Below are 25017 nucleotides of genomic sequence, written 5' to 3' on the forward strand. Positions count from 1 at the left end.
GCCTCCTTTTCAGAGCGTGACTTGTCGGCCAACACGGGCCGGCCAGCTGTAGTGCTCATTGCTACGGGTGTTGATGATGTCCAGCTTGTGGAACGACTGTGGGCTGGCGTAAAGCGTGAAGAAGTACGACAGCACGCTGCCGAACAGGTACAGCTCGCCGTCGCTGTCGAACGGGCTTGGATCGACGCGCAGCGTAGTGTTCAGGCCGCGCACGGGTACACCTTTGAACAGCCAGTCCAGCGGCCGGGTGTCGGCCTGTTCGATGGCTTGCAGGCGGGCGCGGGTGGCGCGCTGTTTGGGCAGGTCGGTGAGGCCGGCAAAGTCGTAGCTAGCCAGCACTGCGCGCAAGCCTTCGGCGCAGTTCAGCGACAGGCTGTTGAGCGACAGGTTCGACAGCAATTGCCAGTGCAGCTGGCCATCCAGGAGCGGCGGCAGGCTTTGGGTCGGGCGGGTGATATTGCTGAAGTTGGCAAAAGCCGGGGTGGATTGGCTGGGGCGATCGATCTCACCGATGCCCAGCTGGCTGGGCAGTTGGCCGTGGGTGCAGGTCATTTCAATGCTGAGGACTTCGCGGTTGCCGCGCCAGGCTTTGCCGTCACGCTGGAGCAAGCGCAGGATTCGCTGGCTTTGATCCTTGCTCGGGATGAGCTCGACGACTTCCTGGTAGTAGGGGCGGGCCTCCTGCTCAGCCAGTGCCGCGGGGTGGTCGAGGCTTTCGAATGGCTGTAGATCGTACAGCCACTGTTTTTTTGTTTGGCCCTGGTCATTTTCGTAGCGGCATGCGCGAACCCGGTCGACGCAAAATACCTCGCCTCGGGTCTGGTTTACCCCGGGCGGCTGCAACAGCATCGAGCTGTCCTGGCCGTCGAGGGGGGTGGCTTCGACGGTATGTTGGAATTGATTGATCGCGGGTGTGCAGTACAGGGCCAGATCTTCTAGGCGCAGATCACAGCCTGCGGGTAAGGGTTTATGGAATGTAAATTGGAAACTGACCTGCTCAGTTGGGTAATCCGGTAGATAGGCAGCCAGCTCATTTAATGTGAATGCCCAGAAGCGCTGCAGGAAATGAAAGTACTCCTGCAGTAGGCGATAGCCATCCAGCTCTGCCCGAGGGCTGGGTAATAGTGCCTCCTCTGGCGTAAAGCCTGGGAAGTCGATGATGTTCGGCGGCAGGCTGAGGATCTTGTCATCGATGACGATACTGATGCGCCGCAAGTGCTGGCTAAGCCAAAGATAGAGCGTTTGTGCAGCGATCGGCTCACCGATCAGTTGCACGGTGAAGTTGTCGCAGCCTGAACGCTTGAGCGCCAGCTCAGTCAGTGATTGCAACTCGATGCGTAGGATTGAACTGTCAGGCCGGTGTTCGGTAGTGACGGCTGTTAGTTGCAGAGGGTGGATCGCCACCTGCGTGCAGGTGCGAAACTCACATGACACGCCCTCAACCTGGGATGAGAACAATCGAGTGCCCTTGGCGATGGGTTGACGTTCGCTGATGGCCTTGGCGATAGGTTCGAATCGCACCAAGGTCAGGCTAGGCACAGGCCGCAGGTAATTGGGCCAGAGCATCTGCAGCAGTGGGTGGGTGGTTTCTGGCAGGTCGTCATCGAGCTTGCGCCGCAACTGAGTGGTGAGGAACGCGAAGCCTTCGAAGAGCCGCTCGATGCTTTCGTCGCCTGATTCGTTATCCAGAAACTGGGCGAGCCTGGGGTCGTCCTGAGCGAAGTCATGCGCCAGCGCGCGAAGAAAAGCCAGCTCGGATTGATAGTCGCTTTTGAAAGTCATGGGCGTGCTCGTTGCGGCGGCTTGATAAATGGCAAGTTCAATGGGTATGCATGGTGGAACTAAGTTTTTACATTGCTTGGTAACTTGTAGGAAATTTCTTACTTGTGTATTGGCTGGCACTTAAATAGCGCTCGATGCTACTCGCCCATTTACGCTATGGCTGTTATCAATATGTAAGGGAATATGTTTTGTTGTCGTTGCTTGTCAAGGTTTTTTATCTGCTGTTACTGTGCGTTGGTTTTTCGATAGAACGCATGGCGTCGCTAATTAAATGACGCGGCGGTGGGTTGTCAGTGTGAAGTAGAGGACGCGTCTAATAATGAATCGGGGCAAGGACGTTCTGTTGCGCGGTTGGGCAAAGTTCCAGCCTCATCTCGCGCTGCTCACCGTGTGGCTGCTGGCTGCGCTGGTCGTGGCACTGCTGGTTGCGATCTGGTGGCTAGGGCCGGACTGGAACTGGGGTGAGCGGCAACCACTGGCGCCCCTGGCAATGCGGGTAGCCGCCAGCACGCTGGTGTTGGCGATGCCATTGTCGCTCTGGGCCGTGTGGCTGTTTTGGCGCAATCGGCAACTGCTGGGTGAGCGCCAACAGCGTACCGAGCGCCTTGAAGACCCTTGCCTGGTTCATCTGCAGGCCCAGACGCGCGCGCTCGATGCCAGCATGGCGACCTTGCGTAGCCACAGTCATGAGCGTGGCTACCTGTACCGTATGCCGTGGTACCTGGTGCTGGGTGAGCAACATGCCGGCAAGTCCAGCTTCATCGAGCGCTCCAGTCAGAACTTCGCCCTGAGCCGGGTAACGCGACAAGCGCAGCCGAGCGACCCTGACCTGGCCTATCCGATCGACTGGTGGATGGGCGAGCAGGCGGTGATAATCGACCCGCCGGGCGAGTTAATCAGCCAACCCGAGCGCCAGGTTGCCGCGCCAGCGCTTGCTAGTGTCGCTGGCGACGATGATGAGCACCTATCCGTGGGGCCACCGCCTTCGGGTGTGCTGCACGAGCAGTCTGGGCTGGGCCTGCCGGCGCAAGCCGAAAAGCGTCTGTGGCAGCATTTGCTCGGCTGGCTGGCGCGCAATCGCAGTCGTCAGCCGCTCAATGGCATCGTGTTGCTGGTCGATGTGGTGGCGTTGCTGGAAGGTACGCCCGAGCAGCGTCGTGCCCTGGCGTTCGTGCTCCGGGCGCGGTTGTTCGAGCTCAGTGCAGAATTGGGCGTGCGCCTGCCGTTGTATGTGGTGTTGAGCAAATTTGACTTGCTCGAAGGCTTCGAAGAGCTGTTCGCCGGTCTGCCCGCTGCGCAGCGTGAGGAGATTTTCGGTTTTACCTTCAGCCTCGATGCCGTGCATGCGTTCGACACTTGGTTGGAGGAGTTGGCCAAGGCCTATGCGCAGATGGTCACGCTGCTCAACGAGCGGGTGCTGCAGGCCATGGGTGAGCCGCGCGCGCAGCAGGAACGTGAAATGCTGCTGTGCCTGACGCGCCAGGTCAGCGGCTTGCAGCCGCTGCTGCTGAGTTTTCTGCGCGATGTGCTCGGCAGTGATCGCTACAGCACACCGGCCTTGGTGCGTGGGCTATACCTGTCGTCGGTGTACCAGCAAGGGGTGCTGTCCAACGTCTTTCTGAGCAAGGCCGCGCGCACGTATGGTTTTGTCGAGTTGGCTAACGCGGCCAAGCCGCAAGGTCGCTCGGTGGTGTATTTTGCGCAGCACCTGTTGCAGCGGGTTATCTACCCCGAAGCAGGCCTGGCCGGTGATAACAGGAAGGTGGCGCTGCGCAAGCGCCGTCACTTGCTGGCAGGCTCGATCGCCGCTGGCGTGCTAGGGCTGTGCTTGACCGCAGCCTGGGCCAATTACTACTTGGACAACCGCGCCAAGACCGACCAAGTCCTGGCCAGAAGCCAGCTGTTCAGTCAGCTCGACGATGAGCAGAACCTTGACCCTACCGGACGCAACTTGCTCGCCTCGCTCGACGAAATCCACGGCGCATTGGCGGTCTATGGCAATTACCGTGAGGCGTGGCCGCTGGCTAACCTGGGGCTGTACCAAGGGCGTGCTATCGGGCCGATGGTCGATCACGCCTACCTGAATGTGTTATCGCGGCGTTTTCTCCCGGCCTTGGCCAAGGGTGTGCTTGAGACGATTCGCCAAGCCGCCCCCGGCAGCGACGAGCAGTTGGCAGCGCTGCGTGTCTATCGGATGCTCGAAGAGCGCAACAACCGTCGTGCGCAGGTGGTGCAGGAGTGGATGGCCAAGCGCTGGCAGCAGGCTTACCCTGGCGAGCGCGCGGTGCAGACGGCGTTGATGCGCCACCTTGAATACGGCTTGAACTACGCCGACGCTGACTTGCCAGCCAACGACCCGCTGATCAGCGAGGCGCAGCAACAATTGCGCAAGTTGCCCCTGGAGCAGCGGTTGTACCTGATGCTCAAGCAGGATGCCCAAGAGCACTTGCATGGCGCGTTCGACCTGCGCAACCAGGTGGGGCCAGCCTTCGATCTTGTCTTCCAGCTGCCGCAAGCTGGCGACAGCGATGGCGACGACGCCCTGATTGTACCGGCCTTGATGACGGCCAATGGCTTCAAGCAGTTTTTCGAACCGCGTAGCAAAGCCGTCACTGAGCTGGCGATGATCGATCAATGGGTGCTCGGTGAGCGGGCTGCGCTCGATTACTCAGAGCATGATCGGCAGGCCTTGCTTAGCCGCCTGCAAGCGCTGTACAGCGCCGATTACATCGATACCTGGCGACGAGCGCTCAGTCAGCTGAGTGTCCAGCCGTTTGCCGATCTGAGCCAGGCCTTGACCGTGCTGGAGCAGATCACTGGGCCGGCAGCGCCCATGCGCCGTCTGCTCGAAGCGGTTCGCCAGCAGTCGGTCATCTACCCTCAAGTCGCGGTGGCGCCTGGCAATGACGAGCAGGGCGCTGCTCAACACGCTGCGGCGCAGCTCCAGGCCCAGGGCATCCGGCGCGCCTTCAATGGCTTGTCTGGGATGCTGGCTGGAGAGGGCGACAAACCTAGCTACTACGACGAAACGATCAAGGCGATCAGCGCCATGCAGGACTACGCCAAGTCAGTGCAGGACAGCCCCAACCGCGGCAAGGCGGCGCTGGCCCTGGTGACATCACGCTTTACCCAGACTGAGCCCGACCCGATTGCCAATGTGCAGCGCATCGCCAGCGGCCTGCCCGAGCCGCTCAATCAGCAAGTTCGCGACCTGGCCGAGCACACTGCACAAGTGCTGACGGTGGCGGCCCTGCGTGAGCTGGAGAAACGTTGGCAGGTGGATGTCTACAGCTTCTTCCAGGCGCGCCTGGCGGGTCGCTATCCGTTCCGGGGGCGTGCCGAGGATGCAGCACTGGAAGACTTCGAGGCGTTCTTTGGCCCCAAAGGGCGCTTGCAGACGTTCCAGGCGCAGTATCTGGACGTCTTCCTCAAGGACATACCCGACGCGCTGCACGGCGGCGAGCAGCGCAATCAATTGGTCCGGCGGGAGGTGATCGAGCAGCTAGCGGCGGCTGAGCGCATCCGCGAAACCTTCTTCGACGCCAGCGGCAATCTCAGTGTGCAGTTCAACATCGAACCCTTGGGCTTGAGCCCAAACCAGCGCACCAGCCTGTTGGACCTGGACGGGCAGACGGTTTCCTACACCCATGGGCCCCCGTTCATCAGTGGGGTGATCTGGCCGAACAAAGGTAGCCCGATGCGCAGCAACCTGACCCTGCTCAGGCGCAACGGCACTACCAGCAGCCTGGAGTACCGCGGCCCCTGGGCGATGTTTCGCCTGCTCAGCCGCGGCGCGCTCAATGGCCGCACTGCGACCAGTGTCGACCTGAGCTTCCGGACCGGGGATGGCATGATGCGTTACAAGCTGAGTTCGGAAAAAACCTTCAACCCGATCACCCAGCAGCCGTTCAAGGGGTTCTCCCTGCCACGGGCTCTGCTGCAGCCAAGCGTGGTGGAGCAGCAGGCGGCTGCCTGGGTGCAGTAGCGACAGTCAAAAACGCCGGGTACTGAGCAACTCATCCAGCACCCTGGCTGCGACACGGAACGGCATCGACATGTGATCCTCGCCCGGCTCGACCTTAAAATCACTGCGCAGCCCGTACTGCGAGAGCTGCTCGAGCCTCAGTTGCAGCGAGCGCGCATCCTGGATCTCTTGTGGCATCTCGCGCTCGCCCATCAGCAAGCTCAGGCTGCTATGGGTCAGGTCGATCTGCCCGGCCTGGGCGCGCTGGGTGAAGGTGCGCTCGTGCGCCATCAGGTAGCGATCGCGCCACCACAGGCTGGGGCTCACCGCCACCACGTGCTGGAAAAGCTGCGGCCGGGTGAACAGGGTGTACACGCCGAACATCCCGCCAAACGAATGCCCGACCAGGCTACGTTGATCCTGGTCGACCTTGAAGCGTGCGTTGACCTTGGGCATCAGGCGCTGTTCGATAAAGTCGAGAAACAGATCCTGGCCGCCCTGGGGCGGCACGTTGCGTTCAGGCGGTTGCGGTGGCGACAGGTCGAAGGCGCGGCGCTCGAAGTCCAGCGGCGTGTCGCTGGGGTAGCCAATGGCGACCAGGATCGCGCCGCGCAACCTGTCCTGCGCGCGTTTGGCGGCGTGGAAGGCGGGGAAGTAGGCATTGCCGTCCAACAGGTAGATCACCGGATACCCCCCCGTCCAGGGCACATCGCCCCCGGGCAGGCTGATCATGATGCGGTACTCGCGGCCTTCGGCGCTTGTCATCGTCCACTGCTCGCTGCCGTCCAGGCTGACCGGATCTGCCTGGGCCAGCGACAGGCTGGCCAACAGCAATGTACCTATGAATAGAAACAGTCTGGCAAACATGCGTGTGCTCCTTACCAGCGATAGCTGAGGCTGGTGACCAGGCTGCGCGCTTCACCGCGGTAGCAGTAGCCCTGCTGGCAATTGATGTAGCGCTTGTCGAACAGGTTGCGCGCGTTGAACGCCAGGCGTACGCCGTCCAGGCCGCCGCCGAAGTCGTAGTGCACACCAGCATCGACCAGGGTGTAGCCTTCGTTCTTCACGGTGTTCTGCGCATCGCCATAGTTGCTGGCGGTGTAACGCGCACCGCCCCCCACGCCGAAGCCCAGCGGCAGGCGGTAGTCGAGCCACAACGAGGCCAGGTGACGTGGCACGTTCAGCGGTTCTTTACCCTCGTTGCCGTCGGTGCTCTTGGTCACTTCAGCGTCGTTGAAGCTGTAGCTGGCGGTCATCTTCAAGCGCTCGGTGAGGTCGGACACCGCCTCCAGCTCAAGACCACGCGAGACTTGCTCGCCGGTGGCGATGCTGCGGGTGGGGTCGGACAGGTCGCGGTTGAGCACGTTCTGCTGGGTCAAGTGATAGAGCGAGGCGGTGAGCATGGTCGAACTGCCCGGTGGTTGGTACTTCACGCCCACTTCGTACTGCTCGCCCTCGGTCGCCTTGTACGGGCTGCCATCGGGCTGGCTGCTGCTTTGCGGCAGGAACGAGGTGGCGTAGCTGGCGTAGGGCGCCACGCCGTTGTCGAACAGATAGAGCACGCCGAGCGAGCCTGTGGTGGCCGAGTCGTTGTCGTTGCGGTTGGCGCTGTTGTCGGCGACCAGGTTGTTGCTGCGGCGCACGTTGACCCAGTCGCGGCGCAGGCCGGCCGACAGGCGCCAGCGATCGATTTCGATCTGGTCTTGCAGGTACAGGCCGCTGCGGTGCTCCAGGCCATCCTCGTCGGCCAGCGCATCGCTCGGGCGCGCCACCGGTTGGTGATAGTTGGGAGCGAAGCGGTCAATCGACGGCGCCGGCCCCATGGCATAGAACAGCTTGGTGTCGACCAGGGCGTAATCCCAGCCGCTGACCAGGGTGTGCCGCCAGTCGCCGGTGGCGAAGTGGCTGACCAGGCGGGTGTCGGTCGACAACGAGCTCAGCTGTTCGTAGACCCCCACCGCGTAGCGGTCGAGCACCGTGCCGCGCTCCTGGTACGGCTGCAGGTACTGGTTGGTGGTATCGACCTGGCCGTAGCGCAGGTTCTGCTGGAAGGTGAAGGTATCGTTGAAGACGTGCTCGAACTCGTAGCCCAGGGTCCACTGGCGCTGTTCGAGTTTGTCGAAGTACTCATCGCCCTGCCAGAAGTTGGTCAGGTGATCGCCCTGCTGATAGAGCATCGGCGAGGCGGCGGTTTCCCGCTCTTGGTATTGCGCCAGCACGGTGAGGCGGGTGTCGGGGTCGATCTGCCAGGTCAGCGAGGGCGCGATCAGGCGTACGTCGTTGTTCAGCTGCTCGATGTAGTTTTCCGCGTCGCGATAGACACCGACCACGCGAAACAGCAGGTCACCTTGCTCATCCAGGCGCCCGCCGATATCGAACTGACCCTGTTGGTGGTTGTAGTTGCCCGACTGGATCTGCACTTCGTTCTTGGCCAGCAGGCTCGGGCGCTTGCTCACCCGGTTGACCATGCCGCCTGGGCTGATCTGGCCGTAGAGCACCGATGAGGGGCCCTTGAGCACTTCGATGCGCTCAAGGTTGTAGGCCTCGGTCTGGTACAGCGACAGCCAGCCACTGCCCGGTTGGCGCAGGCCGTCGAGGAAGTCGGCGGCGATGGTGGTCTCAAAGCCGCGCACGCTGATCATGTCAAAGCGCGGGTCCAACCCAGAGCTGCCGACCCGCACGCCAGCGGTATAGGCCACGGCGTCTTCGACCCGGTCGACCTTGCGGTCGGCAATCTGCTCGGCAGTTACCACGCTGATGCTTTGCGCGGTTTCCAGGATCGGGCGGTCGGTCTTGGTGGCGCTGCTGGCATTGCTGGCGAAGTAGCCTTCGACTGGGGCAAAGGCGCTCTGCGTGCCTTTAGCGTCGATAGTGGTCGGCTCCAGTTGCACCCCCAAATCGCTCGGCGCGGGCAGCACCACGTAGCCAGCGGCGGTCTTGTGCGCGGCCAGGCCGCTGCCGCTGAGCAGATGGTTCAGGCCATCCTCCAATGAGCCGCCGCCCGCCAGGCCTGGGCTGTTCAACCCACGGACAGCCTCTGGGGAAAACGACAAGGTGATGCCCGCACGCTCGGCAAAGCTGCTCAGGGCTTGATCCAGCGGCCCGGCAGCAATGCTCGGGGCGCTCTGCGCTTGGGCCAGGGCGGAACCTGCGAACAGGCTCAGCGCCAGGCAGATGGCACGTGGCAGGGGGCGGCTGGGGAAGGGCGCTAGGGGTTTGGGGGAGCGGCGGGCGGGCAACATGAAAAGGGTCCGTTCAGGAAGTGATCATCCCTAACCGGATGAGGCGCGAAAGTCCGACAGGTTTTTCTAAGCCTGGACAACCCGTACCCACCAGCGGCTGCGCTCGACGATGCGCACCGGCAACAGGTGGGTGATGTTGCGCAGCATCAGCGCCGGTTCATCCAGGCGGAACACCCCGGACAAGCGCAGATCCGCCACCGCCGCATCGCAGCCTAACCAGCCGTGACGGTAGCGGCTGGCTTCGGCGAGCAAATCGCCCAGGCGGATATCGCTGACCATCAGCAAGCCTCGGCTCCAGGCGAACGGGTCGAGTGGCCCTGGCGCCAAGGCACGCATGCCCTGGGCGTCGATGGCCAGGCCGGTGCCGGCTTGTACGCTTCGCATGCCGCTGCTGGCACGCACCCGCACTTCACCGCGTTCGACGTGCAGTTCGCTGTAGCCTTGCTGTTCGCGCAGTACCGCCCGTGCCTGCTTGCCGTCACACAGTGCATAGCGGCAATGGGCGCGCCAATCGGCGCCGTCGAGCAAGACTTCGCCGGCCCGCAACGTCAGCGCATGGCCGTGCACATCGACTGCGCTGTTGGTGTTGAGCATCACCTGCAGGTCACTGGCCAGTGCCAGCTGACGGCGTTCGCCGGTGGCCGTGGCGAAATCGCTACGCCAGCCCGGTGGCGCCTTGCTCACCAGTAGGGTGCTGGCGCCCAGCGCCGCGCCGACGCCGAGCAGCTTGAGCATGCGTCGTCGGCCCAGGTCAGTCTCGGCGCGGCGTAGCAGTGCGTTGGTCTGGGCGGCATCGGGTAATTGGCTGGCATTGAAATGCCCGCTCAACTGACGCATGCGCTGCCAGGCCAGTTCATGACGGCCGTCGCGCAGGCGCCAGGCCTGGAGCTGGGCGAGCAGCTCGTGGCTGTCGGGATGCTCGCGCAGGCGCATTTGCCATTCGATGGCCTTGCACACAATGGCTTCGGGTATGCGCTCGGCGCTGGCGCTCATGGCGCCTCCTCGAAACACACCCGATAACAATGCAGCAAGGCAGTGGCGACGTGACGCTCGGCAGTGCGGCTGGAGATGGCCAGTTGTTCGGCGACCTGGGCGTGGCTCAGGCCGCCCAGTTGATAGAGCAAGAAGGCTTCGCGCACTGCAGGCTTGAGCCCGTCGAGCATCTGCGCGATGCGTTCCAGGCACAGCAGCGCCTCGTGGCGTACTTCAGGCGAGGGGTAGTGGGCCTCTGGCACCAGGGCCAGCGCTTGCAGGTAGGCGCGCTCCAGCGCATCGCGGCGCCAGTGGTCGATCACCAGGCCGCGGGCGATGCGCGCCAGCAGTGCTTTCGGCGCACGGTCGCTGATCGGCTGGTTGCGCACCAGCAGGCGCACGAAGGTGTCCTGGGCCAGGTCCGCCGCTTGCTGCGAGCAGCCCAGTGAACGGCGCAGCCAGCCGTGTAGCCACCCGCGGTGGGTGCCGTACAAGACCTCGAGCGGGATGATCGAATCCGTTTCAGGCAGCGACATGGAACGCCCCGGGGCAGACAATAGAAGAGGGAATCACGAAAGCGCGCACCATAAACGCGAATCGTTCCCAGTTCAACTGTTTTTACAGGGCAGGGGAGGCAACGTGGGAGCCGGGTCAGCTCCCACTGGAGGAGGGGTCAATCAGACGCTGAGAGCTTTACCTTCACTGCGGCTCTGCTCGAGCAGCAGGCTCAACTGCGCAACCTGGCGCTGCAATTGGTCACGCTCTTCCTTCAGACGGCGCAGTTCATCACGACGTACGGAGACATAAAGGGTCTGGACGGGAGTAGCTGGCATCAAGGTACCCATTGCACACCTCGCAATTGGCTAGTGACATTTGTAAGCGTAGACGCTCGCGCGGCGCGCATTCTGAATTCTTTCTGCGGCCTTGGGAACTTTTTTGTTTATCGTTGTCACGCCGTTCGTCGCTGAACCCTCGGGCGAAGTGCTGGACTAATCTGAAAATCTGAACCGCCTTGTCATCCATTTCTTAGGGGAGCGTCAGCACATGCAACTGGGAATCGTCGGGCTGGGCCGCATGGGCGGCAATATCGCAAGACGGCTGATGCGTGCAGGGCATCGTACCGTGGTCCATGACCGCAACCGCGAAGCGGTCATTACCTTGGAGGCCGAGGGCGCCCAAGGTGCGCACGACCTCGGCGCGCTGATCCAGAAACTCAAGGCGCCGCGCGCGGTATGGGTGATGCTGCCGGCCGGCGAGCCCACCGAGCAGACCATTGCCCAATTGGCCGAGTTGCTCGAGCCGGGCGATGCGATCATCGACGGCGGCAATACCTTCTACAAGGACGATATGCGCCGCGCTGCCGAGCTGGCCAAGCGCGGCCTGCATTACCTGGACGTTGGCACCTCCGGTGGCGTCTGGGGCCTGGAGCGCGGTTATTGCATGATGATTGGTGGCGAGCAAGCGGTGTTCGAGCGCCTTGAACCGCTGTTCAAAACCCTTGCTCCGGGGGTCGGCGATATCCCGCGTACCCAGGGCCGCAGCGGTGAGCATGAGCGCGCCGAGCATGGCTATATCCACGCAGGCCCCCCCGGTGCCGGGCACTACGTGAAGATGATCCACAACGGCATCGAATACGGCCTGATGCAGGCCTATGCCGAAGGTTTCGACCTGCTGCGCAGCAAAGGCGGCCCTGAGTTGCCCGAAGCCCAGCGCTTTGACTTGAACGTAGCCGAGATCGCCGAAGTGTGGCGCCGTGGCAGCGTGGTCACCTCTTGGCTGCTGGACCTGACTGCCGATGCCCTGGTCGCTGACCCTGCGTTGTCTGAGTTCAGCGGTTCGGTGTCCGACAGCGGGGAAGGGCGCTGGACCATCGACGCCGCGGTCGAGCAAGCCGTGCCGGTGCCGGTGCTGTCCAGTGCACTGTTCGCGCGTTTCCGCTCGCGTCAGCAACAGGGCACCTTCGGCGATAAAGTGCTCTCGGCCATGCGCCTGGGCTTTGGTGGCCACGTCGAGAAGAAACGCGGATGAGCCAACAGAAGATCCCCGCCGCGCCGCCCTGCACGCTGTTCTTGTTTGGCGCCAATGGCGACTTGGTCAAGCGCTTGCTGACGCCAGCGCTGTACAACCTGAGCCGCGATGGTCTGCTCGATCGCAACCTGCGCATCGTCGGGGTCGATCACAACGCCGCCACCGCCACGCAGTTCGCCGAGCGCTTGCATAGTTTCATGGTCGAGCGCGACAAGGGCGAAGGGGCCGCCACGTGCCTGGATGACAAGGTCTGGGCTCGCCTGGCCAAGCGCATGGACTACCAGACGGGCGATTTTCTCGACCCAGCTACCTACCAGGCGCTGGCCAAACGCATCGACAAGACAAGCCACGGCAACGCGATTTTCTACCTTGCCACCTCGCCACGTTTCTTCCCGGAAGTGGCCCAGCGCTTGGGCGCTGCCGGCCTGCTCGACGAATCGGCGGGTGGCTTTCGCCGGGTGGTGGTGGAAAAGCCGTTTGGCACCGACCTGGCCAGCGCCGAGGCGCTTAACGCCTGCCTGCTGAAAGTGATGAGCGAGCGGCAGATCTACCGCATCGACCATTACCTGGGCAAAGAGACGGTGCAGAACATCCTCGTCAGCCGTTTCTCCAACGGCCTGTTCGAGTCGTTCTGGAACAACCACTACATCGACCATGTGCAGATTACTGCCGCCGAAACCGTCGGCGTCGAGACCCGCGGCGCCTTCTACGACAATACCGGGGCGTTGCGCGACATGGTCCCCAACCATTTGTTCCAGCTGCTGGCGATGGTCGCCATGGAGCCGCCGGCAGCGTTCGGCGCAGATGCCGTGCGCGGCGAGAAGGCCAAGGTGATCGGCGCCATCCGCCCATGGTCGCAGAAAATGGCCCTGAAAAACTCCGTGCGCGGTCAGTACAGCGCCGGCAAGCAAGGTCGCAAGCGGGTGCCGGGCTATCGCCAAGAGGCTAACGTCAGCAAGGACAGCCAGACTGAAACCTACGTTGCCCTCAAGGTGATGATCGACAACTGGCGCTGGGCCGGTGTGCCGTTCTATCTGCGTACCGGCAAGCGCATGAGCGTGCGCGACACCGAAATCGCCATCTGCTTCAAGCCCGCGCCGTATGCGCAGTTTCGGGAGTCGGAGCTGGAGCGGCCCAAGCCCAACTACTTGAAGATCCAGATTCAGCCCAACGAAGGGATGTGGTTCGACTTGCAGGCCAAGCGCCCTGGGCCGGAGTTGGTGATGGAGAATGTCGAGTTGGGTTTTGCCTACAAGGACTTCTTCAAGATGACCCCGGCCACTGGTTACGAAACCTTGATCTACGACTGCCTGACCGGCGATCAGACCTTGTTCCAGCGCGCGGACAATATCGAGAACGGCTGGCGTGCGGTGCAGCCGTTTTTGGATGCCTGGGCCAGCGAAAGCGAAGTGCACCCGTACCCTGCAGGTGAAAATGGCCCTGATGCCGGTAACGAGCTGCTCAGCCGCGACAAGCGCGAGTGGCATACCCTGGGCTGATGGCTGGGCATCGGTGTCGCCCTCTTCGCGGGCAAGCCCGCTCCCACAGGGATAGCGCTGCTTTCAGGATCGGCGCCGTACCTGTGCGGGCTTGCCCGCGAAGAGGGCGGAACGTTCATTGCCCTACTGGCAGACCAAGCTGCCCAGGCACGACGCCGTCATCCAGTCAGCGCGCCCCCTGTGGGAGCGGGCTTGCCCGCGAAGAGGGCGGAACGTTCATTGCCCTACTGGCAGACCAAGCCGCCTGGGCACTACGCCGTCATCCAGTCAGCGCGACCCCTGTGGGAGCGGGCTTGCCCGCGAAGAGGGCGGAACGTTCATTGCCCTACTGGCAGACCAAGCCGCCTGGGCACTACGCCGTCATCCAGTCAGCGCGCCCCCTGTGGGAGCGGGCTTGCCCGCGAAGAGGCCGGAACTTTCACCACCCTACTGGCAGACCAACCTAGAGACCTCGAACAACCCAGATCAAGCATCAAGACCCGCAAGGAGCCCCCATGCCAGCACCGATCGAAGACTACGCCCTGCTGGGCAACTGCCGCAGCGCCGCGCTCGTCAGCCGCGATGGCTCGCTGGACTGGCTGTGCCTGCCGCGCTTCGACGCCCCTGCGGTGTTCGCCGCGCTGCTGGGCAACGAAGAAAACGGCCGCTGGCGCCTGGCTCCCTGCGATCCGGTCGAGCACTCCAGCCGTCGCTACCTGGGCGATACTCTGGTGCTGGAAACCACCTACAGCACCGCCAGCGGTCGCGCCCGGGTGCTCGATTTCATGCCCTTGGACGAAAGCAACGCGCTGATCCGCATCGTCGAAGGCCTCGCCGGCGAAATCAATTTCGAAATGGACCTGGTCCTGCGTTTCGATTACGGCCGCAGTGTGCCCTGGGTAGAAAAACTCGACCCGCTGACCTTGAGCGCCGTCGCCGGCCCCAACCGACTGATCCTGTGCAGCACCGTCACCACCCACGCCCGCGACCACCACACCGTCGCCCGCTTGCGCGTGTGCGCCGGCGAACGGCACAGCTTCAGCCTGCGCCACCAGCCTTCGCACCTGCCGGTGCAGCCCGGATGCGACATCGACAACGCTCTTGAACACACCCTCACCGGATGGCAAACATTCGCTGACCGTTGCCCGGACATCGGCCCCCACACCGCTCAGGTGCGCCGCTCGCTGCTGACCCTCAAGGCCATGACCTACGCGCCTACTGGCGGCATCGTCGCTGCCGTGACCACCTCGCTACCCGAGCGCATCGCTGGCGAGCGCAATTGGGACTATCGCTACTGCTGGCTACGCGACGCCACCATGACCTTGCTCGCTTTCATGAACCTGGGCTACTTCGACGAAGCCCAGGCCTGGCGCGAATGGTTGCTGCGCTCGGTAGCCGGCAACCCCGAGCAGATGCAGATCATGTATGGCCTGGCCGGGGAGCGCGATCTGCAGGAATACACCCTGCCGTGGCTGCCCGGCTACGAGCACTCCCAGCCGGTGCGCGTGGGCAATGCGGCGTCACAGCAGCGCCAGTTGGATATCTACGGCGAAGTGGCCGACGCCATGACCCAGGCGATCAAAGGCGGCTTGCCGCGCCATCCACGCAGCGCCGCGATTGCCCGCCTGATCCTGCCGTACGTGGAGCGTATCTGGCGCGAGCCCGATGAAGGCATCTGGGAAGTGCGCGGCGGGCCGCAGCATTTCGTGCATTCCAAGGTCATGGCCTGGGTGGCATTCGATCGTGCTGCGGGGCTGGCCGACACCACCGAGGAGGACCGCGAACGCGGCCGGCATTATCGCCAGGTGGCCGATGAGATCCATCGCGACGTCTGCGCGCGCGGGCTGGATGGCAAGGGTGAGTTCTTCGTGCAGGCGTACGGCTCCAGCGAGCTGGATGCCAGTCTGCTGCAAATCGCCCTGACCGGTTTTTTACCGGCGGACGACCCCCGCTTTCTGCGCACGCTTGAGCAGATCGAAAAACGCCTGCTGAGAAACGAGCTGTTGCTGCGCTATGACAGCGACAGCTGCAGCGATGGGCTGACCCCAGGGGAGGGCACCTTCCTGGTCTGTTCGTTCTGGCTGGCCGATGTCTATGTATTGCTTGGCCGCCAGGAGCAGGCCCAGGCGCTGTATGAGCGTTTGCTTGGCCTGTGCAATGACGTGGGGTTACTGGCCGAGCAATACGATCCGGCCGGCAAGCGCATGCTGGGCAATTTCCCCCAGGCATTCAGCCATATCGGCATCATCAATACCGCGCTGAATTTGCACCGGGCGCAGTGTCCGGTGCGCGATCGGGCTCGCTGTGGTTGATTTGAGCCTGGTCAATCCAACGGTGCGCTTGGGTCTCTGAATAGTATGTGACGCATAACGTCACATATGTTATTTTGCTCCGTGTGATGCGTCGGGTCACACTTGCGTCATTCTCACTGAATGGATGCAGCGCGATCCTCATGATCATCAGCTTTCGGCACAAAGGACTGCGCGTTTTTTTTGAAACCGGCAGCACCCGCGGGATCCAGCCAGCCCATGCCAGCCGCCTCAAACGGCAGTTGCAAATCCTCGACCGTGCCATCGCGGCAGACGAGATGAGCGTGCCTGGCTGGCAATTGCACCCGCTCAAGGGCGAATTGGCTGACTTCTGGTCGATCAGTGTCTCAGGCAATTGGCGGGTGATTTTTCGCTTTATTGGGTCGGACGTAGAGTTGGTCGATTACCTTGATTACCACTGAACAGGAGGGCACACCATGCCTCTGCACAATCCGCCCCATCCAGGTGAAACGCTGCGTGAGGACGTCTTGCCGACGCTAGGCCTGACAGTGAAAGCGTTTGCCGCGCACCTGGGTTTTTCCCGCGAGGCGCTCTCGCGGGTACTGCATGGCCGGGCGGCAGTCTCACCTGACTTGGCGTTGCGCTTGGAGATGGCTGGAGTCAGCACGGCTCGTCTGTGGCTGGCGATACAGGCTGATTACGATCTTTGGCAGGCTCGAAATCGTAAGCAGCCTGTTGTCGAGCGGCTTTTTCAGGCGGCATGAACGCTGTAGTCAAGCCCATCGTTTCTGCCATGGTCTCGCGCGGTTGTATCGATAGATAAAACCTTTCGACTTCTCCGTCGATCATTGTTGAGCTGGATTGTTGTCGCCTTTGCCTTTGCTGTGGTCTTTACCTGTAGCTGTGACACCGTGAGAAATCGTCGTCAGGGCAGTCGTTGGTAACTGCCCTTGTCTGCTTTATTTCACAAACTATTGCTCGTAGAAGCCCACAGTGTCTCGAAGTTGGTCTGAGAACTCGTAGATGTCGTCAAGAGAGTTGATGGGGTGGCGAGTTTCATTTTTATCTTTGTCGAATAGTCCTATGTACTTTTGTGAGCGGTTGAAGTGGAGCCTTGTGATCGGCTTCCTATTGTTATCATCCAGCAGAATGCCAAAATAACTTTGGGTGTCGCGATGGATGACGCGTTTCGAATCAACCGTTGTGCGAACTATTGCCTTGACAATATGGAAGCCTTCGAGCTCCTCCATTGTTGTTTGAATTCGGTCTTCGCCCGCATCAGACACCTCTGCTTGCGTGTCTGCGATTACCTTTTCAGCTGGGGTGGGGTAAGGGATTCCACTGATTGCAGACTTGAGACGATCATTGATTTGATCGTTGAGAAATTGCGAGGCCGCTTTGCGGGTTAGGAGGCCGAATTGTTCGCGAACTTTTTGAGTGATTGCGCCGTCATACACACGGGATGCAAAGAACTTAATGAAGTCGTCATCGGGCTGGCTGAATTGTGATGACATTTCGCGCTTGATTTGTCCTACATACTTCAATTCGCCCGCTGCGTTGATGATCGAATCAACATCAAAAGCCGATTTTGTTAGCTTCTGTAATTCTGGAATGACATGCTCGTCAATGTCGAGTAGGTCGACCTCTAGAAATGGCTTTTCGTCCATTTTATTGGGTGCGTCAAGGTCAGTGAAAAATCTATAGTGCCTTCCATTTGTCAGGATGGATATTCTTGCGGTCGTGACATGGAAATATCGGAAGAGTTGGCTGGCATGGTTGATGTTCAGTGGCTCGCCAATTTTTTTTGTCTCAATCAAGATCTGGATTTCACCATTTTTCAAGATGGCGTAGTCGATCTTTTCACCTTTTTTCGTGCCGATGTCGCACACGTACTCGGGGCAACTTCTGATGGGTCAAAGACGTCATAGCCTAAGACCGAATGGATGAAAGGCATGACAAATGCGGTTTTAGTGGCCTCTTCTGTTTGGATGGTTGAGGCAAGCTGGTTGACCTTTGCGGCCAGTGAATTGAGACGGTCTACAAATTCCATTTTAGCTCCACTGAGTGCTCACCCTTTTGGGTGGTAGAGGCGAAAAGCTACTACGGGCTGTGATCTCGCCGCTACTGTCGTTTTATCCATGCTGGATACCCGGCCAGGATGGTAGGTGCGCAAGCTTCACAATGGAAAGGTCTGTTTCTTACACAATCTAAAAAGGCCTTCCCAATTCTGTGTAGTCCGTTTCTGAATCAATAATTTTAGTGTCTTTTTTTGCTGATGAGCATTGAGTGCTCCTGGCGAAGTTTCGAGCCTGTCTCGCTTTATAGCTTTTAGCGCCATAGTCATGTGGGCGATTACATTTTATTGCCCGTGCGTTCTTGCTGGACTGAAAGCAGCAGCGCTATCGCTCTGCTCGGCTCGCAACCAACCCCGCAAGCGCCTGGCGTAGGCCGGGCAAATCGCTGAAACGTCGCTCACGCGTGACGCTACCGCCCTGCATTTCCAGCCACTGAACACTGTCGCGGTCACCGGCGTAGCGTTCGGCGACCTGGCCGTCGCGGTCCAGCAGGATGCGGTAGTTCGCCGAGCGCATGTTTGGCACCAGCACAGCCTGGACCAGGCTCGGCAGCTTTTCGATATCCGCCACGAAGACCACGCCGCGTTGTTCCAGATAACCTTTCGGGGTGTGTTCCACCGCACTGTTTACCAGGCGCGCGCTGGACATGCTGCGGGCAATCATCAGTACACGGGTCTGGCCATCGAGGGTGTAGGGCTGGTCGAACTGGTCAGAGAGCGTCCAGGCATCGCGCACAGGCAAGGCCTGTTCGGCCAGCAGTGGGGGACAGCTCAGGCTGAGGATCAACAATAGCCAGGTCCGCATCGGGCAATGCTCGCGAGTAAGTGTGCTCCTTACCCTAGTCGTGCGCACACGCTAAAGCCAGCCGGCGCATGCTAAGTTACCCCGACCTCTCCCTCACCCGAGATGAGGCCCGAACCGGCGGTGGCAAACTCAGCCGACCCCACACGGCCCATAAAAGGAGTTTACCGATGCCATTCCCAGCCCATGAACACACCGCCCTGTTAGCGCTCAAGGGCGTCGGGCCGACCGTCATCGCACGCCTTGAACACATGGGCATCGACTCGCTGGCGCTACTCAGTCAGGCGAATGTAGGTGACATCCTCGCTCAGGCTTCTGCCGCAGTGGGCTCGACCTGTTGGAAAAACAGCCCGCAAGCGCGGGCGGCGATTACTGCGGCGGTCGAGTTTGCCAGGAGTGCCCAGTCAAGCACAGCCGCCGTCCGCTAGGCAGCGCTGGTACCTGAGATAGTCGTGCGTGCCGTTGCCCGTGCAGATGAACCCCGCCTGCTCATACAGGTACCTGGCGGGGTTATCGGGGCGCACGCTCAAGGCCAGCTGGGTGAACCCCAGGCTCAGTGCATCAGCGTTGTACCTGTCCAGTAGCGCCCGCCCCACGCCGTTTCGCCGGTAGCGCTGCGAGACATGGATAGTGCACAGCTCAGCCGCGCCTTGCTCGGCAGTCCATAGCGCGTAACCGGCGAACTGCTCATCGATGAGCGCGACCGTCAGTCGCTCGAAGTTATCCACCCAGCGCCGTAGATGCCTTTCCAGTTGCAGGCGCCAGGCCGCCTCGTGGGCCGGCTCCCAGCGTTGGATGTAGGCCTGTTCGCCTTGATAGATCGACGGCAGGTCGGTCACCTGCGCGGGTCGTAGTCGAAGGGTCATCCTTGTGCCCTGTAGCTGATGAGCGGAGGTGGGGCGACGAGACAGAACGCTCAAGACTTCCCGTCAAGAAACCCGGATAATGCCCGCCATCGTTTTGCTCGAATTATGGTAATCCCGCATGGAAATCAAGGTAAATTTTCTCGATAACCTTCGACTTGAAGCCAAGTTCGATGATTTCACGGTGGTGGCCGATCAACCTATCCGCTACAAGGGCGATGGCTCGGCACCGGGTCCGTTCGACTACTTCCTGGCTTCGTCGGCGCTGTGCGCGGCTTACTTTGTAAAGCTGTACTGCCAGACGCGCAATATCCCTACGGAAAATATTCGCCTTTCGCAGAACAACATCGTCGATCCAGAAAACCGCTACAACCAGATCTTCAAGATCCAGGTCGAGCTGCCGGCCGATATCTCGGAAAAAGACCGCCAGGGCATCCTGCGCTCGATCGATCGCTGCACGGTGAAAAAGGTCGTGCAGACCGGCCCTGAGTTCATCATCGAAGAGGTGGACAACCTCGACGCCGATGCCCAGGCGCTGCTGATGCTCGACAGCGACGCCAAGGCTCGCACCTACATTGCCGGCAAGGACCTGCCACTGGAGCAGACCATCGCCAACATGTCGGCGATTCTCGCCGACCTGGGCATGAAGATCGAAATCGCCTCGTGGCGCAATATCGTGCCTAACGTCTGGTCGCTGCACATTCGTGATGCGCATTCGCCGATGTGCTTCACCAACGGCAAGGGGGCGACCAAGGAAGGCGCGTTGGCCTCGGCCCTGGGCGAGTTCATCGAGCGGCTGAACTGCAACTTCTTCTACAACGATCAGTTCTGGGGCGAAGACATCGCCAATGCGGACTTCGTGCATTACCCCAACGAGCGTTGGTTCAAGCCGGGTCCGAAGGACGCGCTGCCGACGGAAATTCTCGATGAGTACTGCCTTGAAATCTACAACCCCGACGGCGAGCTGCGAGGCTCGCACTTGTACGACACCAACTCGGGCAACAAGGAGCGCGGCATCTGCTCGTTGCCGTTCGTGCGCCAGTCGGACGGTGAGGTGGTGTACTTCCCCTCCAACCTGATCGAAAACCTGTACCTGAGTAACGGCATGAGCGCCGGCAATACCCTGGCCGAAGCGCAGGTGCAGTGCCTGTCGGAAATCTTCGAGCGCGCGGTCAAGCGCGAGATCCTCGAAGGCGAGCTGGCGCTGCCGGATGTGCCGCAGCAGGTGCTGGCCAAGTACCCCGGCATCCTCGCCGGGATCCAGGGCCTGGAAGAGCAAGGCTTCCCGGTATTGGTCAAGGACGCTTCGCTGGGCGGTGAATTCCCGGTCATGTGCGTGACCTTGATGAACCCGCGTACCGGCGGTGTGTTCGCCTCGTTTGGCGCGCACCCAAGCTTTGAAGTGGCGCTTGAGCGCAGCCTCACCGAACTGCTCCAGGGCCGTAGCTTCGAAGGCCTCAACGACCTGCCGCAACCGACCTTCGAAAGCCACGCGCTGACTGAGCCGAACAACTTCGTCGAGCACTTCATCGACTCCAGCGGCGTGGTGTCGTGGCGCTTCTTCAGTGCCAAGGCCGACTTCGAGTTCGTCGAGTGGGATTTCTCCGGCCAGGGCGAGCAGTCCAATGCCGATGAAGCGGCGACCTTGTTCGGCATCCTCGAAGGCATGGGCAAGCAAGTGTACATGGCGGTCTACGACAGCCTTGGCGCCAATGCTTGCCGGATCCTGGTGCCGGACTACTCGGAAATCTACCCGGTGGAAGACCTGATCTGGGACAACACCAACAAGGCCTTGCTGTTCCGCGCCGACATCCTCAACCTGCACCGCCTCGATGACCGCAGCCTGAGGGCGCTGGTCAAGCGTCTGGACAACTGCGAGGTGGACGAGTACACCGCCATCAGCACCTTGATCGGCATCGAGTTCGACGACAACACCGTCTGGGGCCAGTTGACGATCCTGGAGTTGAAACTGCTGATCAGCCTGGCCTTGAAGCGCTTTGAAGTGGCCAAGGAACTGGTGGAGACCTTCTTGCAGTTCAACGACAACATCCTGGAGCGCGGTCTGTTCTATCAGGCGCTGAACGTGGTGCTCGAAGTGCAGTTGGACGATGAGCTGGAGCTGGCCGACTACGAGGTCAACTTCCGTCGCATGTTCGGCAACCCACGGATGGATGCGGTGCTCGGCTCGGTCGACGGCAGCGTGCGCTTCTATGGCTTGACCCCGACCAGCATGAAGCTGGAAGGGCTCGACCGACATTTGCGCCTGGTCGACAGCTACAAGAAGCTGCACAGCGCTCGGGCCAAGGCGGCGCTGTCCTGATAACGGCGTAAACAACAAAAGCACCCGAGGGTGCTTTTGTTGTTTTTTGCAGCTTAGAACGTCCCGCGCTAGAAGAAGCTGCGCTGGGCCTTGAAGGTGAGCATGCCATCGCAGTAGCTGTTGATACCTGTATAAGCTGCGCAGCCGCCCCCACTGAGGTCGGAGTTGCTGTAGATCAGGTTCAGGTCCAGGCCCAGCCACGAGCGCGACAGCTTCAGCGACCAATCGTTGAAGCTGTCGACCTGGCGGCCATCGCCGATGGTGTAGGGCGTGCCGAGGCGGTGATGGGCCAGCTTCACGGTCACCCCGAGATCCAACAGCGGCAGTTGGCCCAGATCGGCGAACAGGGTACCAATGCGGTTGTCGGGGTTGTCATTGAGCGCGCCGCCCAACTTGCTGCCCAACAGTGACAGGCCGCCGTACATCGCGTAGCGGTCACGGCCTGATATCTCGGGGTAGCTGTAATGGATCAGCCCTACCTCGTAGCCCAGGCTGTTGTCGAAGTGGTGCTTGTAGCCCAGGTAGTTATCCAGTTGCAGGGTGGAAGTGGGGGTCAGGCCCATACTCGGCGCGTACTGGCCGAAGTACCAGCCGCTGGGGTGGGTGAAATCCAGGCCGCCGTGGAACGAGCCGATCGCGCTGGGAGAGATCAGCCCTTGGGCCATGCTGCGCGAAGCGCTGGTGCCCAGTTTGAAATCGAACTCGCCTAGCTGGCGCTGGATGATCTGCGCCTGCAGCGGCGGGCTGAGGAGCAGGGCTGCGCTGAGCAGCAATAGCGGCTTGGTCATCGTTACCGTCCTGGAAAGCCCGGATTTGAGAGGCCGAGGATACCTGTGCCCGCCGGCATGGGGAACCCTTGAGCGAGCCTGCTGGTTTTCCCTGTGGGCGATCTGCGGCCTGAGCGTGGGTATATTCGATCAGGCACTAAGCATGTACCCAACTCATCTTGTGTCCCGGGCACAGGCCATTGCCGTTAACCGGGGATAGGGTTTAGCTAATCGCTGGCCGGGCGCAATCGGCTCGGCCTGAACACTCCAAGACAACAATGGCGCGCTGACCGCCTCAAGCAAGACGGCCGCGCGGAAAAATCAGGTGCACGCCATGAGCACACCCCTGGATTTGCAAGCATTGAAGGCCCGCCAGCAGGCAGCGTGGGCCAGTGGAGATTACGCGGTCATCGGTACCACGTTGCAGTTGGTCGGCGAGCGGTTGGCCGAAGCCTGCGACCTGCGCTGGGACGAGCAGGTGCTGGATGTCGCCGCCGGCAACGGTAATGCCACCCTGGCGGCTGCACGGCGCGGTTGCCGAGTCACTTCCACCGACTATGTACCCGAGCTGCTCAAACGAGGTGAAGAGCGCGCCCGCGCAGAACACCTGGATGTCGTGTTTCAAACCGCCGATGTTGAGGCGCTGCCGTTCGACAGTGGCGCGTTCGATGCCGTCATTTCGACCTTCGGTGTGATGTTCGCCCCCGATCAGGCGCAGGCGGCCAAAGAGCTTGCCCGTGTTTGCCGCTCGGGCGGCAGGATTGGCCTGGCCAATTGGACCCCACAAGGTTTTATCGGCCAGATGTTCAAGACCCTGGGCCGGCACGTGCCACCGCCTGCCGGTGCGCAACCGCCATCGCGCTGGGGCGATGAAGAGCAGTTGCACCAGCTGTTCGGCGATGCCATCGGCTCAATCAAGGTGAGCCGCCAGCATTTTAATTTTCGCTACCGTTCGCCGGCGCATTTCATCGATGTGTTTCGCACCTGGTACGGCCCGGTGCACAAGGCCTTTGCGTCGCTGGATAGCGCCGCGGCGGGTGCACTGGAAAGCGATTTGACCCAGCTGCTCAATGAGCACAATGGCGCAGGCGAAGCGTCGTTGGTGGTGCCCAGTGAATATCTGCAAGTGGTGATCAGCCGCCGCTGAAGGTAAAGCCAGCGCCAGGCGGCGCCTGGGCTGGCGTTATCTGGTGATAGTGACAGGTGTGGGGGACACTCTGGCCTCTTCGCGCCGAACCGCCGCGAAGAGGCCAGAACCCACAACACAAAAATAGAAAATCAATCGTTGGCTTGTGCTTTGGCTTAACTGGGGTTAGTTGCCTGCGCCTTGCGCAAAACTGTTAGCCTTGACGGGTTTCAGTCGCATTGGACAGGCCATGGCCAACCACAAGATCGAAATCCGTCGACGTAACGTCGAGAAGATTCTGCAAGCTGCCGAGAAGGTGTTTGCCGAAAAGGGCTTCGGCGCCACTTCGATGGGCGATATCGCCGAGCAGGCCGAACTGCCGCGCTCCAATCTGCATTACTACTTCAGCACCAAGGACGACCTGTATCGAGCGGTGCTGCAGGATCTGCTGGATGTGTGGAAGCAGGACGCCCTGTGCTTCGAGCGCTTCGACGACCCGCGGGTGGTGTTGACCAGTTATATCCGGGCCAAGATGAGCCATTCGCGCTCGCGCTCGCTGGGCTCGAAGATCTGGGCCGAGGAGATGTTGCACGGCGCGCCGCTGCTGGGCGCGAGCCTGGATGACAGCCTGGTGCCCTGGGCGCAGCTCAAGCAAGCGAAGATTCGTCGCTGGGTCGAGGAGGGGCGGATCTTGCCGGTCGAGCCTTCGGCGCTTTTGTACATGATCTGGGCCTCGACCCAGCACTACGCCGACTTTGGTTATCAGGTCGAGCTGCTCAATGGCGGCGAGCCGCTGTCGGACATGGCTTTTGAAAGGGCGGTGCAGACGGTGACCGGCGTTATCCTGCGCGGTATTGGCTTGGAGCCGTGAGCTCATCGCCCGTATAGCCGTATAGGCAGGTTATTGATTTGCCTATACGGCTGGACGACGCTTTATCTGATGCTCTTGGCGAGTTCTATATATTTTTCCATCGCCATCTCCTTGGACATTCCTTTCAAGTCTCCCCAACCTCCTTGTTTGATTTCGATATCGCCCTGTTTTTTGTAATGTCCCAAGTCTACGTTGCCTACCTTGCTCTGGGCATAATCGCCATAGATCGCTTGCTTGTAATGCATCCAGAGTTGGCGTCGTACTGGAATCGGAACTGGCGGTTCAGGAGGTAGAGCAGAGATGCGATTTACTTCGTCATTAAATTGGCGCTCGAGAGTCATTTTGGTGCTCCTGTAGACAGTGGTTAACGCAAGTGCTCAGAGCAGCACTGTTTGGCTTTTTGCACTTGCTTACCGCAGAGGATTAGGTCACTTGGCGAGTTGACGCATTGGCTCTCT

At 61.0% G+C, this 25017-nt stretch carries 20 protein-coding genes and 1 pseudogene; 10 read left to right on the forward strand and 11 right to left on the reverse strand.

The window, feature by feature from the left end; translation table 11 throughout:
• Positions 1–9 precede the first annotated feature (9 nt).
• The gene (gene tssF / locus OIU19_RS02610) at positions 10–1782 is read right to left on the reverse strand and encodes a type VI secretion system baseplate subunit TssF (protein ID WP_264233132.1); all 1773 of its coding nucleotides are present in this window, start codon (positions 1780–1782) and stop codon (positions 10–12) included.
• Positions 1783–2101: 319 nt separating this feature from the next.
• Here tssF and tssM point away from each other — a divergent pair, with 319 nt between their 5' ends.
• The gene (tssM, locus tag OIU19_RS02615; protein ID WP_264233133.1) at positions 2102–5767 is read left to right on the forward strand and encodes a type VI secretion system membrane subunit TssM; all 3666 of its coding nucleotides are present in this window, start codon (positions 2102–2104) and stop codon (positions 5765–5767) included.
• A gap of 6 nt (positions 5768–5773) precedes the next feature.
• Here the strand turns inward: tssM and OIU19_RS02620 are convergent, their stop codons facing one another.
• The 5 genes from OIU19_RS02620 to OIU19_RS02640 all read right to left on the reverse strand — a co-directional run bounded on the left by OIU19_RS02620 (position 5774) and on the right by OIU19_RS02640 (position 10805).
• The gene (locus tag OIU19_RS02620) at positions 5774–6613 is read right to left on the reverse strand and encodes an alpha/beta hydrolase (protein WP_264233134.1); all 840 of its coding nucleotides are present in this window, start codon (positions 6611–6613) and stop codon (positions 5774–5776) included.
• An 11-nt stretch (positions 6614–6624) separates the two neighbouring features.
• Positions 6625–8988, reverse strand: coding sequence for a TonB-dependent siderophore receptor (locus OIU19_RS02625; protein WP_264233135.1), 2364 nt, complete (start codon positions 8986–8988; stop codon positions 6625–6627).
• A 66-nt stretch (positions 8989–9054) separates the two neighbouring features.
• The gene (locus tag OIU19_RS02630; RefSeq protein WP_264233136.1) at positions 9055–9981 is read right to left on the reverse strand and encodes a DUF4880 domain-containing protein; all 927 of its coding nucleotides are present in this window, start codon (positions 9979–9981) and stop codon (positions 9055–9057) included.
• Positions 9978–10496, reverse strand: coding sequence for a sigma-70 family RNA polymerase sigma factor (locus OIU19_RS02635; RefSeq protein WP_264233137.1), 519 nt, complete (start codon positions 10494–10496; stop codon positions 9978–9980). Before OIU19_RS02635 ends, OIU19_RS02630 begins: the two co-directional genes overlap by 4 nt.
• A gap of 141 nt (positions 10497–10637) precedes the next feature.
• Entirely contained in the window at positions 10638–10805 is a 168-nt protein-coding gene (locus OIU19_RS02640; RefSeq protein ID WP_264233138.1) for a DUF6026 family protein, read from the reverse strand.
• A 199-nt stretch (positions 10806–11004) separates the two neighbouring features.
• Between OIU19_RS02640 and gnd the strand changes: the two genes are divergently transcribed.
• The 5 genes from gnd to OIU19_RS02665 all read left to right on the forward strand — a co-directional run bounded on the left by gnd (position 11005) and on the right by OIU19_RS02665 (position 16500).
• Entirely contained in the window at positions 11005–11988 is a 984-nt protein-coding gene (gene gnd / locus OIU19_RS02645; protein WP_264233139.1) for a phosphogluconate dehydrogenase (NAD(+)-dependent, decarboxylating), read from the forward strand.
• Positions 11985–13487, forward strand: coding sequence for a glucose-6-phosphate dehydrogenase (zwf, locus tag OIU19_RS02650; RefSeq protein WP_264233140.1), 1503 nt, complete (start codon positions 11985–11987; stop codon positions 13485–13487). The genes gnd and zwf overlap by 4 nt, the downstream gene beginning before the upstream one ends.
• 494 nt (positions 13488–13981) lie before the next feature.
• Positions 13982–15778 (forward strand): glycoside hydrolase family 15 protein, encoded by a 1797-nt coding sequence (locus OIU19_RS02655; RefSeq protein WP_264233141.1) that lies wholly within the window; start codon positions 13982–13984, stop codon positions 15776–15778.
• 140 nt (positions 15779–15918) lie between these two features.
• Positions 15919–16197, forward strand: coding sequence for a type II toxin-antitoxin system RelE/ParE family toxin (locus OIU19_RS02660; RefSeq protein WP_264233142.1), 279 nt, complete (start codon positions 15919–15921; stop codon positions 16195–16197).
• A gap of 15 nt (positions 16198–16212) precedes the next feature.
• Positions 16213–16500 carry a HigA family addiction module antitoxin gene (locus tag OIU19_RS02665; protein ID WP_186557235.1) on the forward strand — a complete coding sequence of 96 codons (288 nt, stop codon included), beginning with the start codon at positions 16213–16215 and terminating at the stop codon, positions 16498–16500.
• A 207-nt stretch (positions 16501–16707) separates the two neighbouring features.
• Here the strand turns inward: OIU19_RS02665 and OIU19_RS02670 are convergent.
• Positions 16708–17786: pseudogene (locus OIU19_RS02670) on the reverse strand (type I restriction endonuclease).
• Between the two features lie 349 nt (positions 17787–18135).
• Positions 18136–18615, reverse strand: coding sequence for a hypothetical protein (locus OIU19_RS02675; protein WP_264233143.1), 480 nt, complete (start codon positions 18613–18615; stop codon positions 18136–18138).
• A gap of 167 nt (positions 18616–18782) precedes the next feature.
• On the opposite strand from OIU19_RS02675, the gene OIU19_RS02680 reads away from it, so the two are divergent.
• Entirely contained in the window at positions 18783–19040 is a 258-nt protein-coding gene (locus OIU19_RS02680) for a helix-hairpin-helix domain-containing protein (protein ID WP_264233144.1), read from the forward strand.
• Here OIU19_RS02680 and OIU19_RS02685 read toward each other — a convergent pair.
• Entirely contained in the window at positions 19017–19478 is a 462-nt protein-coding gene (locus OIU19_RS02685) for a GNAT family N-acetyltransferase (RefSeq protein WP_264233145.1), read from the reverse strand. The genes OIU19_RS02680 and OIU19_RS02685 overlap by 24 nt on opposite strands.
• 118 nt (positions 19479–19596) lie before the next feature.
• Here OIU19_RS02685 and OIU19_RS02690 point away from each other — a divergent pair, with 118 nt between their 5' ends.
• Positions 19597–21795, forward strand: coding sequence for an OsmC domain/YcaO domain-containing protein (locus OIU19_RS02690; protein ID WP_264233146.1), 2199 nt, complete (start codon positions 19597–19599; stop codon positions 21793–21795).
• A 68-nt stretch (positions 21796–21863) separates the two neighbouring features.
• On the opposite strand, the gene OIU19_RS02695 is transcribed toward OIU19_RS02690, so the two are convergent.
• Entirely contained in the window at positions 21864–22583 is a 720-nt protein-coding gene (locus OIU19_RS02695; protein WP_264233147.1) for a TorF family putative porin, read from the reverse strand.
• Between the two features lie 313 nt (positions 22584–22896).
• Between OIU19_RS02695 and OIU19_RS02700 the strand changes: the two genes are divergently transcribed.
• Together OIU19_RS02700 and OIU19_RS02705 are read left to right on the forward strand one after the other, a co-directional pair.
• Positions 22897–23709, forward strand: coding sequence for a class I SAM-dependent methyltransferase (locus OIU19_RS02700; RefSeq protein ID WP_264233148.1), 813 nt, complete (start codon positions 22897–22899; stop codon positions 23707–23709).
• 229 nt (positions 23710–23938) lie between these two features.
• Positions 23939–24559, forward strand: a complete 621-nt coding sequence (locus OIU19_RS02705; protein ID WP_186557228.1) for a TetR/AcrR family transcriptional regulator — start codon at positions 23939–23941, stop codon at positions 24557–24559.
• A 62-nt stretch (positions 24560–24621) separates the two neighbouring features.
• Here OIU19_RS02705 and OIU19_RS02710 read toward each other — a convergent pair whose 3' ends face one another.
• Positions 24622–24900 (reverse strand): acyl-CoA-binding protein, encoded by a 279-nt coding sequence (locus OIU19_RS02710; protein ID WP_264233149.1) that lies wholly within the window; start codon positions 24898–24900, stop codon positions 24622–24624.
• Positions 24901–25017 lie beyond the last annotated feature (117 nt).

The organism is Pseudomonas sp. BT-42-2, assembly GCF_025847435.2.
GTDB classification, from domain to species: domain Bacteria; phylum Pseudomonadota; class Gammaproteobacteria; order Pseudomonadales; family Pseudomonadaceae; genus Aquipseudomonas; species Aquipseudomonas urmiensis.

Excerpts from the sequence above, each read along its gene's own strand:
- OIU19_RS02665 (WP_186557235.1), top strand. The coding sequence starts at position 16,213 with ATGCCTCTGCACAATCCGCCCCATCCAGGTGAAACGCTGCGTGAGGAC.
- tssM (WP_264233133.1), top strand. The coding sequence starts at position 2,102 with ATGAATCGGGGCAAGGACGTTCTGTTGCGCGGTTGGGCAAAGTTCCAG.
- OIU19_RS02690 (WP_264233146.1), top strand. The coding sequence starts at position 19,597 with ATGGAAATCAAGGTAAATTTTCTCGATAACCTTCGACTTGAAGCCAAG.
- OIU19_RS02685 (WP_264233145.1), bottom strand. The coding sequence starts at position 19,478 with ATGACCCTTCGACTACGACCCGCGCAGGTGACCGACCTGCCGTCGATC.
- OIU19_RS02620 (WP_264233134.1), bottom strand. The coding sequence starts at position 6,613 with ATGTTTGCCAGACTGTTTCTATTCATAGGTACATTGCTGTTGGCCAGC.
- OIU19_RS02695 (WP_264233147.1), bottom strand. The coding sequence starts at position 22,583 with ATGACCAAGCCGCTATTGCTGCTCAGCGCAGCCCTGCTCCTCAGCCCG.
- gnd (WP_264233139.1), top strand. The coding sequence starts at position 11,005 with ATGCAACTGGGAATCGTCGGGCTGGGCCGCATGGGCGGCAATATCGCA.
- OIU19_RS02640 (WP_264233138.1), bottom strand. The coding sequence starts at position 10,805 with ATGGGTACCTTGATGCCAGCTACTCCCGTCCAGACCCTTTATGTCTCC.
- OIU19_RS02625 (WP_264233135.1), bottom strand. The coding sequence starts at position 8,988 with ATGTTGCCCGCCCGCCGCTCCCCCAAACCCCTAGCGCCCTTCCCCAGC.
- OIU19_RS02710 (WP_264233149.1), bottom strand. The coding sequence starts at position 24,900 with ATGACTCTCGAGCGCCAATTTAATGACGAAGTAAATCGCATCTCTGCT.
- OIU19_RS02675 (WP_264233143.1), bottom strand. The coding sequence starts at position 18,615 with ATGCGGACCTGGCTATTGTTGATCCTCAGCCTGAGCTGTCCCCCACTG.
- OIU19_RS02630 (WP_264233136.1), bottom strand. The coding sequence starts at position 9,981 with ATGAGCGCCAGCGCCGAGCGCATACCCGAAGCCATTGTGTGCAAGGCC.
- tssF (WP_264233132.1), bottom strand. The coding sequence starts at position 1,782 with ATGACTTTCAAAAGCGACTATCAATCCGAGCTGGCTTTTCTTCGCGCG.
- zwf (WP_264233140.1), top strand. The coding sequence starts at position 11,985 with ATGAGCCAACAGAAGATCCCCGCCGCGCCGCCCTGCACGCTGTTCTTG.
- OIU19_RS02655 (WP_264233141.1), top strand. The coding sequence starts at position 13,982 with ATGCCAGCACCGATCGAAGACTACGCCCTGCTGGGCAACTGCCGCAGC.
- OIU19_RS02635 (WP_264233137.1), bottom strand. The coding sequence starts at position 10,496 with ATGTCGCTGCCTGAAACGGATTCGATCATCCCGCTCGAGGTCTTGTAC.
- OIU19_RS02680 (WP_264233144.1), top strand. The coding sequence starts at position 18,783 with ATGCCATTCCCAGCCCATGAACACACCGCCCTGTTAGCGCTCAAGGGC.
- OIU19_RS02660 (WP_264233142.1), top strand. The coding sequence starts at position 15,919 with ATGATCATCAGCTTTCGGCACAAAGGACTGCGCGTTTTTTTTGAAACC.
- OIU19_RS02705 (WP_186557228.1), top strand. The coding sequence starts at position 23,939 with ATGGCCAACCACAAGATCGAAATCCGTCGACGTAACGTCGAGAAGATT.
- OIU19_RS02700 (WP_264233148.1), top strand. The coding sequence starts at position 22,897 with ATGAGCACACCCCTGGATTTGCAAGCATTGAAGGCCCGCCAGCAGGCA.